Raw genomic sequence first — 16,526 nt, 5'->3', positions numbered from 1 at the left:
GGAGTCCTTCCCATGCAAAATCAAGTAGAGGGAATTGTCATTCGTACGATGCCTTACGGCGAAACGAATAAGATCGTCACCTTGTTTACCAGGGAAGCGGGAAAAATCACCTGCATGGCAAGAGGTGCAAAAAAGCCGGCCAGCAGGTTGGCAGCAATTACACAGGTCTTTACCCACGGAACTTTTTCCATCTATAAAGGAAGAGGAATGGGGACATTGCAGGCAGGTGATCCATTGGAATCGCTGCGGCATATTCGTGAAGACATCATGTCAACCGCTTATGCCAGTTATGTCGTTGAATTGGTTGACCGTTTGACCGAGCAGGATGAACCACAGCCTGCTGTTTACGAAATGCTTTATCAAGCATTGCACGCGATTGATGATGGCTATGATCCAGAAGCGATTACTTTGTTTGTGGAGTGGAAAATGCTGCAAGCGGCGGGTCTTGCGCCAACACTGCACGAATGTGCAAATTGCGGGGCGACGGAAGGGGAATTCGCATTTTCGTTTCAGGAACTTGGTTTTCTCTGTCACCGCTGTTTTCATATCGACCGCTACATCATTCGCTTAAGCCCGGCTTTGGTGAAGTTGATTCGCACCTTCTATTTTGTGCCGATCGAACGGGTGGGTTCGTTAACTTTAAAGAAAGAGTCCAAGAGCCTGCTCAAACAAATCGTTCGTACGATTTATGAAGAAAAAGCAGGGATTCGTTTAAAATCCCGGAAGTTTCTCGAGCAATTGGAACGGACGCCTGAGTTTTTGCCTAAAAAAGAAGAGTTGCCGAAAGACGAATAGTCTCTCGGCAACTCTTTTTGTTTTTAGTTAAAAAGTGAAGAAGTCGCTCTAGGCAGATAAAGCATCGTAGCGGTTCAGGAGCAGGTCTTGGTCTTTTATTGCTTTTCACTCATTCTATTCAAAGTTATGAAGATTATCAGTTTAAAAATTTTTTCTTATACATACAAGGTAGTTAATTATTTATTAGATAGAACAGTTCTATTATGATATAGAGCAAAACAACGGAGACTCCCGCGGGATAGCGAAGTGCTGAAATCCACTCGGGCAATAAGCCCGAGTTAGTTCAGCGCAAGCCCTTGGCAGCTCGCACCGCGACGTCCTGTCGCGCCAGCTGCATGACCCGCATCCTGCAGGCCCGAAAGCGGAGTTGTTTTGCGTAATATCAGGTTGAAAGATTAAAACTGAATGTGCTTCTCGATATAAGCCTGCACTTCAGCGATCGGCATGCGTGTTTGCTCCATGGAATCCCGGTGACGTACTGTTACCTGGCCGTCTTCGACAGAATCAAAGTCATAGGTGATACAGAACGGAGTACCGATTTCGTCCTGGCGACGGTAGCGTTTACCGATGGATTGAGATTCATCGTAATCCACCATGAAGTGCTTGGCTAGATCAGCGAATACTTCTGTCGCGCCTTCTGCTAACTTTTTAGAAAGCGGCAGGACGGCTGCTTTATAAGGAGCCAGAGCAGGGTGGAAGCGCAAAACGGTACGCTTGTCGTCGTTTTCAAGTTCTTCTTCGCTGTAGGCGTCGACAAGGAATGCAAGTGTCACACGGTCAGCTCCAAGAGAAGGTTCGATACAATAAGGCACGAAGCGTTCGTTTGTCATTGGATCGATGTAATTGAAATCTTCTCCGGAATGCTCCATATGGCGTTTTAAGTCGAAATCGGTGCGGTCTGCAATGCCCCAAAGCTCGCCCCAGCCGAATGGGAATTTGTATTCGATATCCACAGTGGCATTCGAATAATGGGAAAGTTCGTCTTTGTCATGTTCGCGTAGGCGCATATTGTCTTCGGCCATATTTAAATCCAATAGCCATTTTTTACAGAAATCGCGCCAGTAAGCGTACCATTCTAAATCTTCGCCGGGCTTGCAGAAAAATTCAAGTTCCATCTGCTCGAATTCACGCGTACGGAAAGTAAAGTTGCCGGGTGTGATTTCGTTACGGAAGCTTTTGCCGATCTGGGCGATGCCGAATGGCATTTTTTTACGCATTGAGCGCTGAACGTTCTTATAGTTGACGAAAATCCCTTGAGCCGTTTCCGGACGCAGGAAAATCTCATTGGTCGAAGCCTCAGTCACGCCTTGGAAAGTTTTGAACATCAAGTTGAATTGACGGATTTCCGTAAAGTCCTGTGCGCCGCATGTCGGGCATTTAACATCGTGTTCTTGGATCAGTTCGGCCATGCGTTCGAAAGACAATCCATCAACTATCAATTCGATGCCTTTTGCATCCAATGCGTCTTCGATTAATTTATCGGCACGGTGACGGGTTTTGCAGCTTTTGCAGTCGATCATCGGATCATTGAAGTTGCCGACATGCCCAGAAGCAACCCATGTTTTCGGGTTCATCAGGATGGCTGCATCCAATCCCACATTATAAGGGGATTCCTGCACGAATTTTTTCCACCATGCTTTTTTGATATTGTTTTTTAGTTCGACGCCAAGTGGGCCATAATCCCACGTATTTGCCAATCCTCCGTATATTTCAGAGCCTGGGAATACAAATCCTCTGTGTTTCGCTAACGCAACTACATCTTCCATTGACATAAAATTACCTCCATAAAATAAAAAATCGTACCCATCCTCGGACATGTCATCATGTCCGAGGACGAGTACGTTAAGACCCGCGGTTCCACCTCGATTGACTGCAAAATGCAGCCCGCTTAAAATAAAGAATGGCTCTGGATCGCCTTTTCCTGTAGTTGCAGGCTTTCACTATCCCTGCTCGCTTCTGTTACAGTACTTATCTATCCGTCGTTGCCTGTGTTAAGTTCGTTCATTATTGTACCATGACAATGTTTTCTTCGCAATATCGTGTTAATTAGTATATAATAATCGGTATTGAGTATAACATATATATATTTTGAGGCGGTGAGTCCAATCGAACTCAATAAACGGCAAGAGGAAATTCTGCAAATCGTTAAAGGCAATGGTCCGATAACTGGGGAACAGATAGCGGATCGCCTGAACTTAACAAGATCGACGCTTCGCCCCGACTTAGCCATCCTGACAATGGCAGGCTTTCTAGATGCCCGTCCGCGTGTTGGCTATTTTTATTCGGGCAAAAAACCGGGTCAAGATGTCACGGATACGATGAATAACATGAAGGTCAAAGATTTTCAATCGATTCCAGTTGTCGTCAGAGAAGATGTCAGCGTATACGACGCCATCAGCCAGATGTTTCTGGATGATGTCGGAACGCTTTTTGTCGTGGACAAAAAATCTTATTTGGCTGGAGTCCTGTCAAGAAAGGATTTGCTGCGGGCAAGTTTAGGCAGCCAAAACTTATCCGCTATTCCCGTACATATCATCATGACGCGCATGCCAAATATTACGTACTGTGCGAAGAATGAATCCCTGATCCAGGCAGCGCATCGCCTGATCAATCAGCAAATCGATGCATTGCCTGTGGTGGAAGAACAGCCGGATGGCTTCAAAGTCGTCGGCAGATTAACAAAAACGAATATTACTCGTGCGTTTTTATCGCTATCGGAAAACCACGATCTGTGAGGTGCCAACTATGAATTCACTCCGCTTGTTCATTGTCTCCGATTCGGTTGGAGAAACAGGGGAACTGGTCGCAAAAGCAGCGATCAGCCAATACTTAAATCCAGATCAAAATGCTGTCTTAAAGCGTTTTCCCTACATCGATTCGATCGATCATCTACAGGAAATCATTAAATTGGCCGTTACCCAAAAGGCTTTTATCGTCTATACCTTAGTTTCCCAGAAGTTGCGGGACTATATGCAGGCTGAAACAGTCAAATTTCATGTGACAGCAGTGGATCTGATGGGTCCTCTCCTAGATGCATTGGAAAAAGAGCTCGACGCGCCGCCCTTGCAGGAAGCAGGGCTGGTCCGTAAATTGGATGACGACTATTTTAAAAAAGTTGAAGCCATTGAATTCGCCGTCAAATACGATGATGGAAGGGATCCAAGGGGCATCTTGATGGCTGACATCGTTCTAGTCGGAATTTCAAGAACGTCCAAAACCCCTTTATCCCAGTACTTGGCGCATAAACGGCTAAAAGTCGCAAACGTTCCACTGGTGCCGGAAGTTGATCCGCCGGACGAATTGTATCATGTAGATCCGAAAAAATGTTTTGGCTTGGTCATCTCTCCCGATAAACTTAATAATATCCGCAAAGAGCGATTGATCGCACTGGGCTTGAATGATGATGCCAATTACGCGAAAATTGACCGGATCCATGAAGAAATCACCCATTTCCACAAAGTGGTGGATCGGATTGGCTGCGAAATAGTGGATGTAACGAATCGGGCTGTAGAAGAAACCGCTAATTTGATATTAAGCAAACTTCAAAAATGATTTCGGGAAAACCACCTGCACAGGCGGTTTTTCTTTCTTTTTGGTAGATTTTTTAATAAAAACGTTTTATAATGAAGAATTGTGGCTAAAGCTTACTAGTGGATAAAATAGTTTGCTCCATCTTTTTGTCGAAAAATGAAGGATTTTGTTTCTGCATCGCGAATTAAATAAGTTAAGCAAACAAAGATGGTGAGAAAAATGTCCAATCGAGTTCCAGAAGAAGTGATTGAAAAAATCCGTTCCAGCACAGATATTGTGGATGTTGTCGGAGAGTATGTCCAGTTAACAAAGAGGGGCCGCAATTGGTTCGGCCTTTGCCCTTTCCACGGAGAAAGCACACCATCTTTTTCTGTCACCGCTGACAAACAGATTTTTCATTGTTTTGGTTGTGGAGCTGGTGGCAACGTCATCACTTTTTTGATGGATATTGAAAATTTAACATTCCAGGATGCCCTGTCAAGATTAGGAAGCCGTGCAGGCATCGAGGTTGATATACAGGCCCCCGCCGATTCAGGTCCGGTGCAATCAAAAAGTGACAATCAATTGATTTTGATGCACGAGTTTGCTGCGGATATGTACCATCACATTTTACTGAATACGGAAGAAGGGCAGGAGGCACTGGACTATTTGGAAAATAGGGGCTTTACCCGGGAGATCATTGAAAAGAATAAAATTGGCTGGTCTCTTCCGGAGTGGAACTACATGGCTTCTGCGCTCAAGCGAAAAGGATTCAGTGAAGAAGAGCTGGAATCCAGCGGACTCGCCATTGCCCGTGAACAATCAAGTGGTTATTTTGATCGGTTCCGCGGCAGAATCATGTTTCCAATCATGAACGAAAGCGGCAAAGTCATCGCCTTTTCGGGCAGGGTCCTTGAGCACACAAAACAGGAAGCGAAATATATGAATAGTCCTGAATCCCCGATTTTCCAAAAAAGCCAAGTGCTTTATAACGTCCATCATGCCAGAGGCGCTATACGCAAAAATAGGAAAATCATTTTGTTTGAAGGGTTTATGGATGTCATTGCAGCGGGTAAAGCAGGAGTTGACAATGCTTTAGCAACGATGGGCACGTCGCTCACCGCCCAGCATATCCGGCAGATGAAGCGTTTTGCCCAAGAAGTGGTCATTTGTTTTGATGGCGATGATGCAGGATGGGAAGCCGCCAAACGGGCGGCAATCTCTCTCAATGAAGATAATTTCAAAGTGGAAGTTGCAGTCCTGCCAGGTAAAATGGATCCGGATGATTATGTTCGGGAAAACGGTGCTGAAGCTTTTAAGGAACAAATTATCGGCAAGCCGCATGCGTTTATTGCTTTTGCAATGATGCATGCCCGCAGGCACAAGAATTTTCAATACGAAAATGATCTGCTGCAGTATATTCAGGAAGTACTGCAATTATTAGCCGGTAGATCCTCGCCTTTGGAGCGGGATTTATATATAAAGCAATTATCAGAGGAAACCGGATTATCACAAGAAGCAATTCTGCAGCATTACCGCAAATTGGAAAATAAAACAATAGAACGTAACCGCCCCGAGCAAAAACCGGCTGTAAAGACGGTTAAAAAAGAACCAAAACGCATCACGTCATTGCATAGGGCGGAGCGGATGCTCTTATCGCACGCCTTGGCAGATCCGGGAGTCATGGATAAATTGGCGCTAGAAGACAACGGCATACCCTTTGTCAGTGAAGAATTCCAAGCACTGTATGTTCAGCTGCTCGGTTTCTACGAAGAATGGGATAAGGCAGACTTCCATAAATTCCTGGAGACCCTGCAAGATGCAGAACTCCGCAAACTGGTTATGGAAACGGCATTATCCGAACGCGATCCGGAACATGCGGATGAAGAAATTTCCGATTGTTTAAAGCACCTGCAAAAACATCGGGTCGAACAGCAAATCAATCTAAAAATCCAGCAATCAAAAGAAGCGGAAAAACAGCATGACCTTAAGCGCGCTTTACTTCTTGCACAAGAAGTGATTGCTTTACGGAAATCATTGTAAGTTAATTCCGGTTTTTTTAAAGGAGGAAGTCACATGGCTGAGAAATCTGAACGCCAAACTGAAGTTGAAGCAAGCAATGTACCATTGACTACTGAAGGTCCGGAAGCAACTGTGGAAGAAGCGAAAAAACAGCTGATTGAAACAGGTAAAAAAACCGGAGAGCTTAATTACGAACAAATTGCCGATAAATTGGCGATTTTCGAAATGGAATCCGACGCAGTAGAAGAGTTTATCGATCAATTAGAGGGCCATGGCATCGAATTGGAACGAAAATCCGATGATGAAGAACATTTGGACCGTTTAATGAAACCGACCGAAGATAAATTTGATTTGAATGATTTGAGCGTTCCGCCAGGAGTCAAAATCAATGACCCTGTCCGCATGTATTTGAAAGAAATTGGCCGTGTAGACTTGCTGAAAGCGGAAGAAGAGGTCCGTTTGGCAAAGTTAATCGAACAAGGCGACGAAGAAGCGAAAAAACGTCTTGCTGAAGCCAATTTGCGTTTAGTTGTCAGTATCGCTAAACGGTATGTCGGCCGCGGCATGCTGTTCCTGGATTTGATTCAGGAAGGGAATATGGGCTTGATCAAAGCCGTCGAGAAGTTCGATTACTCAAAAGGTTTCAAGTTCAGTACGTATGCAACGTGGTGGATTCGCCAGGCTATTACACGCGCTATTGCTGACCAGGCACGGACAATCCGTATTCCTGTCCATATGGTTGAAACCATTAATAAACTGATTCGCGTGCAACGCCAGTTGCTTCAGGATCTTGGCCGTGAACCTTCTCCGGAAGAAATCGGTGAAGAAATGGATCTTCTGCCTGAAAAAGTCCGTGAAATTCTTAAAATTGCTCAAGAACCGGTTTCATTGGAAACGCCGATCGGTGAAGAAGATGATTCGCATTTAGGCGATTTTATCGAGGATTCAGATGCACAGTCGCCTTCTGACCACGCTGCATATGAGTTGTTGAAAGAGCAATTGGAAGACGTTCTGGATACATTGACTGACCGTGAAGAAAACGTTTTGCGTCTTCGTTTCGGCTTAGACGATGGCCGTACGCGCACATTGGAAGAAGTGGGCAAAGTATTTGGTGTGACGCGTGAGCGGATTCGCCAAATCGAAGCAAAAGCATTGCGCAAACTGCGTCATCCGTCACGCAGCAAACGCCTGAAAGATTTTCTTGAATAGAAAAAAAGCTCGAGCCGCATCCGGATATTAAGGGATGCGGCTCATTTTTTGTACAATAGTTAAACAGAATTCCAGTTAACGCTTGAGTTTGCCTTAATTTTCCCTATATAATGATAGATGTAAGCGTATTCACGACAAAGGGGATGTACACAAATGGATTTCGATTTGACACAAGAACAACAGATGATCAAAAAGACCATCAAGGAATTTGCCGATAAGGTGGTGGCACCAGGTGCCATAGACCGCGACCGTTCCAAGGCATTTCCGACTGAAATCTTCAAACAGCTGTCCGACATGGGGATGATGGGCTTGCCGTTTGATGAAAAATACGGCGGAGCTGGAGCGGATACCACCAGTTTTGCTATTGTAACAGAAGAATTAAGCCGTGCCTGCGCATCAACAGGAATCACCTATTCTGCACATATTTCGCTTGGCGGGGCGCCGCTGAATTTATTTGGGACCGAAGAACAGAAAGAAAAATACCTGGCTCCTATCTGTACCGGCGAATCGTTCGGTGCTTTCGGATTGACAGAACCGAATGCCGGTTCGGATGCTGGCGGAACTGAAACGCGTGCAGTGGAAGACGGCGATGAATGGGTCATCAATGGCTCGAAAGTCTATATCACGAATGCCAGCTATGCCAAACATTTAGCCATTACCGCGATTACTGGAATGAATGAAGGCAAGAAGGAAATCAGTGCCATCATCGTACCAACAGACGCGGAAGGCTTCACCATTATCGACAATTACGAAAAAATGGGGCTGCATTCTTCCAACACCACTGAATTGGTGCTGGATAATGTCCGTGTACCGAAAGAAAACTTGTTAGGCAAGCGTGGAGATGGCTTTAAGCAGTTCCTCGTAACCTTGGATGGCGGACGTATTGGTATTGCGGCAATGGCTGTAGGCATCGCACAAGCAGCATTTAATAAAGCTCTTGCTTATTCCAAAGAACGGAAACAGTTCGGTAAGCCTTTATCTGAATTCCAAATCACTCAGTTTAAGCTGGCGGATATGGCGATGAAAATCGAATTGGCCCGTAATATGACTTATAAAGCCGCTTGGCTAAAAGATCAAGGCCGTCCGTTCACAAAAGAAGCGTCGATGGCGAAGTTGTACGCTTCAGAAATTTCCATGGAAGTGGCTGACGAAGCCATTCAGATCCACGGCGGCTACGGCTACATGAAAGAATACGAAGTAGAGCGTTATATGCGTGACGCTAAATTATTGGAAATCGGTGAAGGTACATCTGAAATCCAGCGCATGGTCATTGCACGCCAAATCGGCTGTTAAGAAAAATGTCTGAAGCCCTGCTGTAGGCAGGGCTTTTCATGTGGGATATGGACTCGTTTTTAAAAACTACTAATAAGTTTTATCAAAAAAATATATAGAGGATATTTTATTGGTCTTCGTCAAAAGAAATTAAATTACCGTTTTTGTCACAAACAAGGAAAAGTTATCTGTTAAGACTTTTCGTTTGGTAGATAATACAGTACAATAATGAATGATACGAATAATATCATTAAGCAGAACTTAGTAGAGGGAGGGGTAACGGATGCAAAAAAATGCAATTGTGCCTTATATCTTAATCATGGCTTTCGGTATTGGTCTAATTTTCTTCTTATCAGTACAAGGAGTTGGCGATCAAGCTGAAATCACAGAAGAACATGCAGCAGAAGAAGAAGGCGGCGGAGAAGCTGCTGAAGGTGAAGAAGGCGGAGATGCGGCTGCAGGAGATTTTGATCCTGAATCACACGCGCAAGCCAACTGTATTTCTTGTCACGGTTCAAGCTATGAAGGCGGAGTAGGTCCATCATTGGTAGCTACTGAACTTCCACAAGAAGACATCGAAGATATTTTGATCAACGGTAAAGGCACTATGCCAGGCGGGCTTGTTCCAGAAGAGAACGTAGCAGCAATGGCTGAGTGGGTATTATCACTCGAATAGCATCTAAAAACCCTTAGTTCTTCTTGAGCTAAGGGTTTTTCTGTCAAAATAGGAGGATCTGAATGAATGCTCAACAATTATCACATCGGCTGACGAGAGTTGCCCATCATGTACCCAAACATGCGGTAATAGCAGATATCGGAAGCGACCACGCCTATTTGCCTTGTTACTTGGTATTGAACGGAGTAGTAAGCAAAGCCATCGCAGGGGAAGTAGTCAAAGGGCCTTTTGAATCAGCAAAAAAACAAGTCCGGCAGGAAGGGTTGACCGCTCAGATCGATGTACGGCTAGCGAGCGGACTTGATGCTATTTTCCCCGAAGACGGGATCACGGCTGTTGCGATTGCAGGTATGGGAGGTCCATTAATCTGTTCGATTTTGGAACAGGGCAAGGGACGATTGGATGGAGTCGAAAGATTGATCCTTCAGCCGAATGTCCATGCCAAGTCCATCCGAGATTGGGCAGTAGCTAACAGCTGGGACATCGTCGCTGAGGAGATATTAAAAGAAAATGATAAGATTTACGAAATTCTGGTGCTTGAAAGAACGCAATCACCTGTTACCTGGTCTCCACAGCAATTGCTGATGGGTCCTGAACTGCTGAAAAACCAAACAGCAATTTTCCATGAGAAGTGGAAGCGTGAAAGCGACCAATGGAAAAAAATTGTGGCTTCAATGGAATCAACGGCCCAAACCATCGAAATCATTGAAAAAAAACAGGAATTGATTGAAAAAATACAATTGGTAGAAGAGGTGCTGCACCATGAAAATTCCTAACGGCCAGCAGATCATCGAGGAATTCGAGAAATGGTCGCCCAAGTATTTAGCGATGGAAGGCGATCCGATCGGTTTGCATGTAGGAACTTTAAATAAAAAAATCGAACGTGTCTTAGTGACCCTGGATGTCGATGAAAAAGTCGTTGATGAAGCGATTGCCAAAGGCGCCGGATTGATCATTGCGCATCATCCGCCAATTTTCCGTCCGTTGAAAAACCTGCAGACGGATTTTCCTCAAGGAAGCCTAATGGAGAAACTCATTAAATCCGATATCGCCGTTTACGCTGCCCATACCAACCTGGACGTCGCGACTGGTGGAGTCAATGATTTACTGGCGGATGCTTTGGGACTAAAAAACACCAAGGTGCTGGTTCCTACTTATGAAGCGGAATTGGTGAAAATCGCCGTGTTTGTTCCTGAAAGCCATGAAGAGGCAATTCGTGAAGCACTTGGCAAGGCAGGCGCAGGAGCAATTGGCGATTACGAATATTGCAGCTATACCTTGTCCGGTACTGGCCGTTTCCGTCCGACAGCTGAAGCGGATCCATATATCGGAGAAGCCGGTAAAATGGAAATGACCGCCGAATCAAAAGTGGAAGTGGTCGTTCGCAAAAACGAAAAAGATCGCGTCATCAAAGCGATGATTTCCGCTCATCCATACGAAGAAGTGGCTTATGATGTATTCACTTTGGAAAACAAAGAAATTGCAATGGGGCTAGGCCGTGTTGGAACATTGGAAAATCCGATGACGCTTCATGAATTTGCCGAGTGGACAAAACAGCAATTGGATGTTCCAGCTCTTCGAATTGTTGGGGATATGGAGGCCACCATTAAGAAAGTGGCAGTGCTTGGTGGTGATGGCAATAAGTACATCCACCAGGCAAAGCGCGCTGGAGCGGATGTTTATGTCACAGGCGACTTGTATTTCCACGTTGCACAAGATGCACAGGCAATGGGCCTGAACGTCATCGATCCCGGACATCATGTGGAAAAAGTGATAATTCAAGGTGTGGTAGATCATATGTCCAAGCAACAGCCAACCTGGCAATGTGAATTTTTGCCGTCTCAGACAAATACGGAACCTTTCCGGTTCATTTAAAAAGAAGAAGCCACGGCTTCTTCTTTTTTTTTAGTTCAAAGTTTGTTAATAGTGTAATTGTTAGTAGGTACTGAACTCGGCGCTGTTCAAGTAAAGAGTTTGATAATGTATGTGCCAAACGGTGAACGTTTAACGATTTTAATATGGCATTATTAGTAAAATGAAATTAATAAAGCTGTATGCCCGGGTTATTGAGTGTGAGTGGGATTTGTATAGCCATGATAATCTTACGTATAAAAAACTGATGAAGATAGATCGTCATTAGATATAGAGTAAAAGAATGGGGAGTTTTATTTTGAATACGTTTGTGTACATGGTAAGACATGGAGAGTCGCCAAAGGAAGGAAATGAAAGAACTAGAGGATTAACCGAAAAAGGTCGAATAGATGCTCAACAGTTAACGGCTACATTAAATGATGAAGAAATTAATGTGGTCATTTCAAGTCCATATATACGTTCCATCTTAACGGTTGAAAGAACAGCTCAACAAATAGGCAAAGAAGTTTTAGTATTTGAAGGTTTGAAAGAAAGAGTATTCTCATCAGAAGACGAGCGGATATCTGAGACGGAACTGCTTCCGCTATTAGAAAAATCATTTTCAGTTCCCAACTATGCTTTAAATGGAGGAGAATCAAATGCTGATTGTCAAAAGAGAGCAGTGAAAGTCTTAAAAGACCTATTAGCAAGTTATCAAAAGAAAAAAATTGTAATAGGTACTCATGGCGTTGTTATGACTTTGATGATGAACTTTTATGACGACAAGTACAATTTGGACTTCTTGCAAAACTTAACAAAACCAGATATTTATAAAATGGAATTCAATGAGCAGGAATTAGTAACTGTTCAAAGATTGCGGAGCGGAAATATTAAGGAGAGTTGACAAAACTATGGGACAAACGAAATCAGAGAGATTATTTAGAATAGATTGCGAGGATATTTATCTTCAAGAATTTTCTGTTGAAGATGTAGATAGTATTTATCGAATTTCCAATACGCCTGAAATATTTGATTTTCTGCCAGATTGGAAATCTACAAAAGAACAAAGGATAAATTGGATGATTAATTATGAAATACCAGCAAATAAAGCATTTCTCAAAGCTGTAGCAACGACTTCCCATATAGATGCTCAACTTTTAAAATTAGGTGTATTTCTCAAGAAAACAAATAAACTTATTGGATGGTGCTGTACAGGGATCAAAGATGAACTGCCTCTGCCGAACAGAGAAATTATGTATGCCATTTCAAAAGAATTTCAAAAGAAAGGATATGCTACCAAAGCTTCTAAAGGGCTAATCAATTATTTGTTTACCCATACAGATTTAAAGTTTCTGAATGCTGTTGCTTTATCTAACAATATTTCTTCAAATAAAGTTATAGTAAAATGCGGATTTGCCCCGCAAGGCCAGCAAACCATTGATAAGGAAATCTATAACCATTATATATTGGCTAAATCAGATTGGTATGAACCAGTAAATTCTCGTCAAGAGGTGCTACAATCTCATTTAACAAAATCAGAGAAAACGGATCACTAGGATTACACAAAAGCCGGCGCTGTTTGATTCATAACGAATCAAACAGCGCCGGCTTTTAAGTGAGAACCATAGATTTTCTTCGACAAATCTTCAGCCTTATCTAATAGAATTTCTTTAAATCGTTGGAAGTCTTTATTAAATAAAGGGAGTTCTGCTAATTAGGCATAGGTATTTCTATTTTTGCATCTTTATGAACATCTTCCGTACCCGCATCCAGTGCACTCTTGTAATAGAAGCATTTGTGTTCGATGATTTCCATTGTCTTTTTCAGTTCCGCCATCTGGGCTTTAACGATAGCTTTTCGTTCCATAAACATGTCATACCTTTGCTGGAGAGTAGAATCCCCTTCCGAGCACCAATCAATGAAATTTTTAATTTCCTTAATAGGCATTCCGCTGGATTTTAGGCATTCGATTATTTTCAATGCACTTATATCGGATTCTTTAAATAGGCGTGTTCCACTGGCTGTTCTTTCTATAAAAGGCATTAGGCCCTCCTTATCGTAGTAACGTAGGGTATAGGCAGTCAGATTCAATTCTTTTGCAACTTCGCCGATTGAAAATGTCTTCATTTATAAATCTCCTCTTTTTAAAATCTATAGTTTAAGTTAACTCTAACTTTAAAAGAATAGTATCAATGGATGCCGTGTAAGTCAAAGGTGAAAACAACCAGCTAACATCTGGTTGAAATTAATAGAAAGGATTGTAGTGAAGTACTTGACCTAGAGTTAACTATAAGGCTTAGGATTGATATGTAAGAGAATTGAAGCAAGAGGTAGTTAAGTGAAAAGCTGTGTGCCGATATTCTTGACTTACCTTTTTGAGCGTTTCTCTAAAAAAATAGGAGGTTTTTTATATGTTAACTGTTAAAGCGTGGGCTTTAGATGGTCCTGACAAATCGTTTCGAGAAGCAGAGATTGCACGACGGGATTTGGATACGCATGATGTTCTAATTGATATCAAATTTGCGGGGATCTGCCATTCGGACATTCATACTGCACATGGTGAATGGGGTACGGTAAACTATCCTCTTGTCCCTGGACATGAAATTGCAGGCATTGTCACGGAAGTAGGAGCAGAGGTCACGAAGTACAAAGTTGGCGATCGCGTAGGAGTCGGGTGTATGGTTGATTCCTGTGGGGAATGCGCGAATTGCCAAAAAGGAGAAGAACAATACTGCCTTAAAGGAAATGTACCAACCTATGCTGGTGTAGACAAATACGGTGAGCCTACTCAAGGAGGCTACTCCACTCACATTGTGGTAGTAGAAGATTTCGTAGTCCGTATCCCTGATAACATCGAGCTTGATGCCGCAGCACCATTACTTTGTGCAGGAATTACGACATATTCTCCATTGAACCATTGGGGAGCTGGACCCGGCAAAAAAGTAGCGGTTGTAGGCATGGGCGGATTAGGGCATGTAGCCGTTAAAATTGCAGCTGCGATGGGTGCAGAAGTAACGGTGCTCTCTCAAACCTTGAGCAAAAAAGAAGATGGATTGGAATTTGGTGCAAGTGATTACTATGCAACCAGCGATCCGGAAACGTTTGAGAAACTGGCGGGGACTTTTGATTTAATCCTTAATACGGTAAGTGCAAAAATCGACATCGATGCGTATTTCTCATGATTATCACTGGATGGAACGCTAGTAAATGTAGGAGCACCTGCAGAACCATTAGAAGTAAATGTGTTTTCGCTGATCGGTCACCGACGTTCGTTTGCAGGATCTATGATTGGAGGAATCCGTGAGACACAGGAGATGCTGGATTTCTGTGCAGAACATGGGATTGTTCCAAAAATTGAAGTGATTTCTGCGGATCAGATTGACGCAGCCTACGAGCGCGTATTGGCTTCAAATGTGAAGTACCGCTTTGTAATTGATGCTAAAACAATATAGACAGAGATAACATCTATATATGAAACTGAAAAAGCAGTAAGCTGATATAAAACTCTTTTGTGGATAGAGAGGAGGATTTAAATGAACATCGATGACTTTCTAGCGCAGTTAAACCGAGGAGAATCCGTTATAGGCGGTTCGCAAACGCATCAAATGATGCACAAGCTCTCACAAGAAGCATTAAAAGTAACCGTTGAACTAAACGGACATTATCATACTCCTGAAGAAGTTCGAGAATTATTTTCCCGGTTAATAGCTAAACAAGTAGATGCAACATTTGCTTTGTTTCCACCTTTTTATACGGACTGCGGAAAAAATATCAATGTAGGCAAGAATGTCTTTATAAATTCAGGTTGTCGCTTTCAAGATCAAGGGGGCATTACGATTGGGGATGGTGCACTGATTGGACACAATGTGGTTTTAGCTACGCTTAACCATGACGTCGATCCCAGAAAACGCAGTAAGATGCATCCTGCCCCAATCACCATCGGTAAAGATGTATGGATTGGAGCGAATGTTACAGTAGTTCCAGGCGTAGAGATCGGGGATGGCGCTATTATTGCTGCAGGTGCAGTAGTGACTAAAAGTATACCTTCAAATGTAATTGCAGGTGGCGTACCTGCAAAAGTATTGAAGAAAATCGACGTTTCTTAAAGGCAGATGGCAAATATCGATAATTTCAAAATGTAAAGCAATAGTTTGATGAGCTTTAACATGTTTAGATCCATGAAGGGTAGTGGTTTTTGAAAGAAGAAATTTTATTTAGCCAATATAAGACTGTATATCAAAAGAGTAGGAACTATCAACAAATTTCCTGCTCTTTTACTTTTATTTGGTTAAATTTTTAGCAAGGATTAATTTATTATAAGTATTTCATGTCAATTTTAGGGATAGAAAATAATGGTTTATAGTAAAATAAATGGTAAAATAGAATTCGAAATATTCTTTCTGTACGTGAATAATCTATTCTGCAAACACCTAAAAAAGTAAACAAGGCAGATGGTGAGACAACCGTAAATTCGTCATATTTTCTTATTAACTGAGCAAAATTTTTAAAAAATATATAAATAGAAATGGGGTTAACATGTTGATGCTAGTGGAAGTATTTACCATTCTACTTATTATTACCATGGCACTTTTAATCCATGAGATGGGCCATGCAATGGCAACAATTCTACAAAACAAGCAAGCGACGGCAGAAATTTATATGGGTTCATCCAATAAAGAGAAGAAACTGAAGCTATGTTTTGGAAGAATTACCTGTTATATCACGGTTGCCCTTTCAGGGTTCTGTCTTCCTTCAAATTCCGAAGCATTACCACCCACTACACCTAAACAAAGGATTATTTTTCTTGTGGGTGGACCGCTCGCTTCATTAGCAGGTTTTACACTACTATACTTTGCTTCGCACTTCTTTTCTGGCGTGGTTGGCCACATTGTGATTATTCTTGCAGGCGCTAATTTTTTCCTCTTCGTTACGTCGTTGATTCCCTTTATTTATCCATCATTTTTAGGTGGACTTCCAAGCGATGGCTTACAGATCTTAAACCAACTCAAAAAGATTAGAAAACAACATAATTCAGTCTAATAAGAAGTGTTTTTACTATTTATAAATAGCCTTGGATCAAGCAATAAGCTAGCGTCCTTTGTATTACGTATCAAGCTTTTGAGGTAGACCGCACAATAGAATTATTAGGGAAAGTGTTTTTAAATAAAAGCTCCATTTATAAGTGGTTTCC

General features: G+C 42.6%; 15 protein-coding genes and 1 pseudogene. 14 read left to right on the top strand and 2 right to left on the bottom strand.

What is annotated here, in order from left to right:
• Positions 1-12 precede the first annotated feature (12 nt).
• Positions 13-795, top strand: a complete 783-nt coding sequence (gene recO, locus FQV26_RS10695; protein ID WP_146557462.1) for a DNA repair protein RecO — start codon at positions 13-15, stop codon at positions 793-795.
• A gap of 395 nt (positions 796-1,190) precedes the next feature.
• On the opposite strand, the gene FQV26_RS10690 is transcribed toward recO, so the two are convergent.
• The gene (locus FQV26_RS10690) at positions 1,191-2,567 is read right to left on the bottom strand and encodes a glycine--tRNA ligase (protein ID WP_146557461.1); all 1,377 of its coding nucleotides are present in this window, start codon (positions 2,565-2,567) and stop codon (positions 1,191-1,193) included.
• 324 nt (positions 2,568-2,891) lie between these two features.
• On the opposite strand from FQV26_RS10690, the gene ccpN reads away from it, so the two are divergent.
• The 10 genes from ccpN to FQV26_RS10640 all read left to right on the top strand — a co-directional run bounded on the left by ccpN (position 2,892) and on the right by FQV26_RS10640 (position 12,891).
• Complete coding sequence (gene ccpN / locus FQV26_RS10685; protein WP_146557460.1) at positions 2,892-3,530, top strand: transcriptional regulator CcpN; 639 nt, start codon at positions 2,892-2,894, stop codon at positions 3,528-3,530.
• 10 nt (positions 3,531-3,540) lie between these two features.
• Positions 3,541-4,347: a pyruvate, water dikinase regulatory protein gene (locus FQV26_RS10680; RefSeq protein ID WP_146557459.1), complete on the top strand. Its 807-nt coding sequence runs from the start codon at positions 3,541-3,543 to the stop codon at positions 4,345-4,347.
• A 198-nt stretch (positions 4,348-4,545) separates the two neighbouring features.
• On the top strand, positions 4,546-6,348 hold the full coding sequence (gene dnaG, locus FQV26_RS10675) for a DNA primase (RefSeq protein ID WP_146557458.1): 1,803 nt from the start codon (positions 4,546-4,548) through the stop codon (positions 6,346-6,348).
• Positions 6,349-6,381: 33 nt separating this feature from the next.
• On the top strand, positions 6,382-7,536 hold the full coding sequence (gene rpoD / locus FQV26_RS10670) for an RNA polymerase sigma factor RpoD (RefSeq protein ID WP_146557457.1): 1,155 nt from the start codon (positions 6,382-6,384) through the stop codon (positions 7,534-7,536).
• A gap of 153 nt (positions 7,537-7,689) precedes the next feature.
• Positions 7,690-8,829 (top strand): acyl-CoA dehydrogenase, encoded by a 1,140-nt coding sequence (locus tag FQV26_RS10665; RefSeq protein ID WP_146557456.1) that lies wholly within the window; start codon positions 7,690-7,692, stop codon positions 8,827-8,829.
• Between the two features lie 262 nt (positions 8,830-9,091).
• Entirely contained in the window at positions 9,092-9,484 is a 393-nt protein-coding gene (gene cccA, locus FQV26_RS10660) for a cytochrome c550 (protein WP_146557455.1), read from the top strand.
• Between the two features lie 62 nt (positions 9,485-9,546).
• The gene (locus FQV26_RS10655) at positions 9,547-10,260 is read left to right on the top strand and encodes a tRNA (adenine(22)-N(1))-methyltransferase (RefSeq protein WP_146557454.1); all 714 of its coding nucleotides are present in this window, start codon (positions 9,547-9,549) and stop codon (positions 10,258-10,260) included.
• On the top strand, positions 10,247-11,359 hold the full coding sequence (locus FQV26_RS10650; protein WP_146557453.1) for a Nif3-like dinuclear metal center hexameric protein: 1,113 nt from the start codon (positions 10,247-10,249) through the stop codon (positions 11,357-11,359). Before FQV26_RS10655 ends, FQV26_RS10650 begins: the two co-directional genes overlap by 14 nt.
• A 295-nt stretch (positions 11,360-11,654) precedes the next feature.
• On the top strand, positions 11,655-12,239 hold the full coding sequence (locus FQV26_RS10645) for a histidine phosphatase family protein (RefSeq protein ID WP_146557452.1): 585 nt from the start codon (positions 11,655-11,657) through the stop codon (positions 12,237-12,239).
• Between the two features lie 7 nt (positions 12,240-12,246).
• Positions 12,247-12,891 (top strand): GNAT family N-acetyltransferase, encoded by a 645-nt coding sequence (locus FQV26_RS10640; RefSeq protein ID WP_146557451.1) that lies wholly within the window; start codon positions 12,247-12,249, stop codon positions 12,889-12,891.
• A 154-nt stretch (positions 12,892-13,045) separates the two neighbouring features.
• Here FQV26_RS10640 and FQV26_RS10635 read toward each other — a convergent pair whose 3' ends face one another.
• Positions 13,046-13,462 carry a MerR family transcriptional regulator gene (locus FQV26_RS10635; RefSeq protein WP_146557450.1) on the bottom strand — a complete coding sequence of 139 codons (417 nt, stop codon included), beginning with the start codon at positions 13,460-13,462 and terminating at the stop codon, positions 13,046-13,048.
• 284 nt (positions 13,463-13,746) lie between these two features.
• Here FQV26_RS10635 and FQV26_RS10630 point away from each other — a divergent pair.
• From FQV26_RS10630 to FQV26_RS10620, 3 genes and pseudogenes are all read left to right on the top strand, one after another.
• Positions 13,747-14,787: pseudogene (locus FQV26_RS10630) on the top strand (NAD(P)-dependent alcohol dehydrogenase).
• 81 nt (positions 14,788-14,868) lie between these two features.
• Positions 14,869-15,441 (top strand): DapH/DapD/GlmU-related protein, encoded by a 573-nt coding sequence (locus tag FQV26_RS10625; protein WP_146557449.1) that lies wholly within the window; start codon positions 14,869-14,871, stop codon positions 15,439-15,441.
• 430 nt (positions 15,442-15,871) lie between these two features.
• Positions 15,872-16,375, top strand: a complete 504-nt coding sequence (locus tag FQV26_RS10620) for a hypothetical protein (RefSeq protein ID WP_261384304.1) — start codon at positions 15,872-15,874, stop codon at positions 16,373-16,375.
• The last annotated feature ends 151 nt before the right edge of the window (positions 16,376-16,526 follow it).

The organism is Planococcus sp. CPCC 101016 (assembly GCF_007859295.1).
Taxonomy (GTDB): domain Bacteria; phylum Bacillota; class Bacilli; order Bacillales_A; family Planococcaceae; genus Planococcus.
The sequence above is the reverse complement of the archived record's forward strand: the minus strand, read 5'-3'. Positions and strand labels throughout refer to the sequence as shown.

Bases quoted from the DNA above. Each gene is read 5' to 3' on its own strand.
- FQV26_RS10620 (WP_261384304.1), top strand. From the start codon at position 15,872: ATGTTGATGCTAGTGGAAGTATTTACCATTCTACTTATTATTACCATG.
- recO (WP_146557462.1), top strand. From the start codon at position 13: ATGCAAAATCAAGTAGAGGGAATTGTCATTCGTACGATGCCTTACGGC.
- FQV26_RS10650 (WP_146557453.1), top strand. From the start codon at position 10,247: ATGAAAATTCCTAACGGCCAGCAGATCATCGAGGAATTCGAGAAATGG.
- cccA (WP_146557455.1), top strand. From the start codon at position 9,092: ATGCAAAAAAATGCAATTGTGCCTTATATCTTAATCATGGCTTTCGGT.
- rpoD (WP_146557457.1), top strand. From the start codon at position 6,382: ATGGCTGAGAAATCTGAACGCCAAACTGAAGTTGAAGCAAGCAATGTA.
- FQV26_RS10680 (WP_146557459.1), top strand. From the start codon at position 3,541: ATGAATTCACTCCGCTTGTTCATTGTCTCCGATTCGGTTGGAGAAACA.
- FQV26_RS10635 (WP_146557450.1), bottom strand. From the start codon at position 13,462: ATGAAGACATTTTCAATCGGCGAAGTTGCAAAAGAATTGAATCTGACT.
- dnaG (WP_146557458.1), top strand. From the start codon at position 4,546: ATGTCCAATCGAGTTCCAGAAGAAGTGATTGAAAAAATCCGTTCCAGC.
- FQV26_RS10690 (WP_146557461.1), bottom strand. From the start codon at position 2,567: ATGTCAATGGAAGATGTAGTTGCGTTAGCGAAACACAGAGGATTTGTA.
- FQV26_RS10640 (WP_146557451.1), top strand. From the start codon at position 12,247: ATGGGACAAACGAAATCAGAGAGATTATTTAGAATAGATTGCGAGGAT.
- FQV26_RS10655 (WP_146557454.1), top strand. From the start codon at position 9,547: ATGAATGCTCAACAATTATCACATCGGCTGACGAGAGTTGCCCATCAT.
- FQV26_RS10625 (WP_146557449.1), top strand. From the start codon at position 14,869: ATGAACATCGATGACTTTCTAGCGCAGTTAAACCGAGGAGAATCCGTT.
- FQV26_RS10665 (WP_146557456.1), top strand. From the start codon at position 7,690: ATGGATTTCGATTTGACACAAGAACAACAGATGATCAAAAAGACCATC.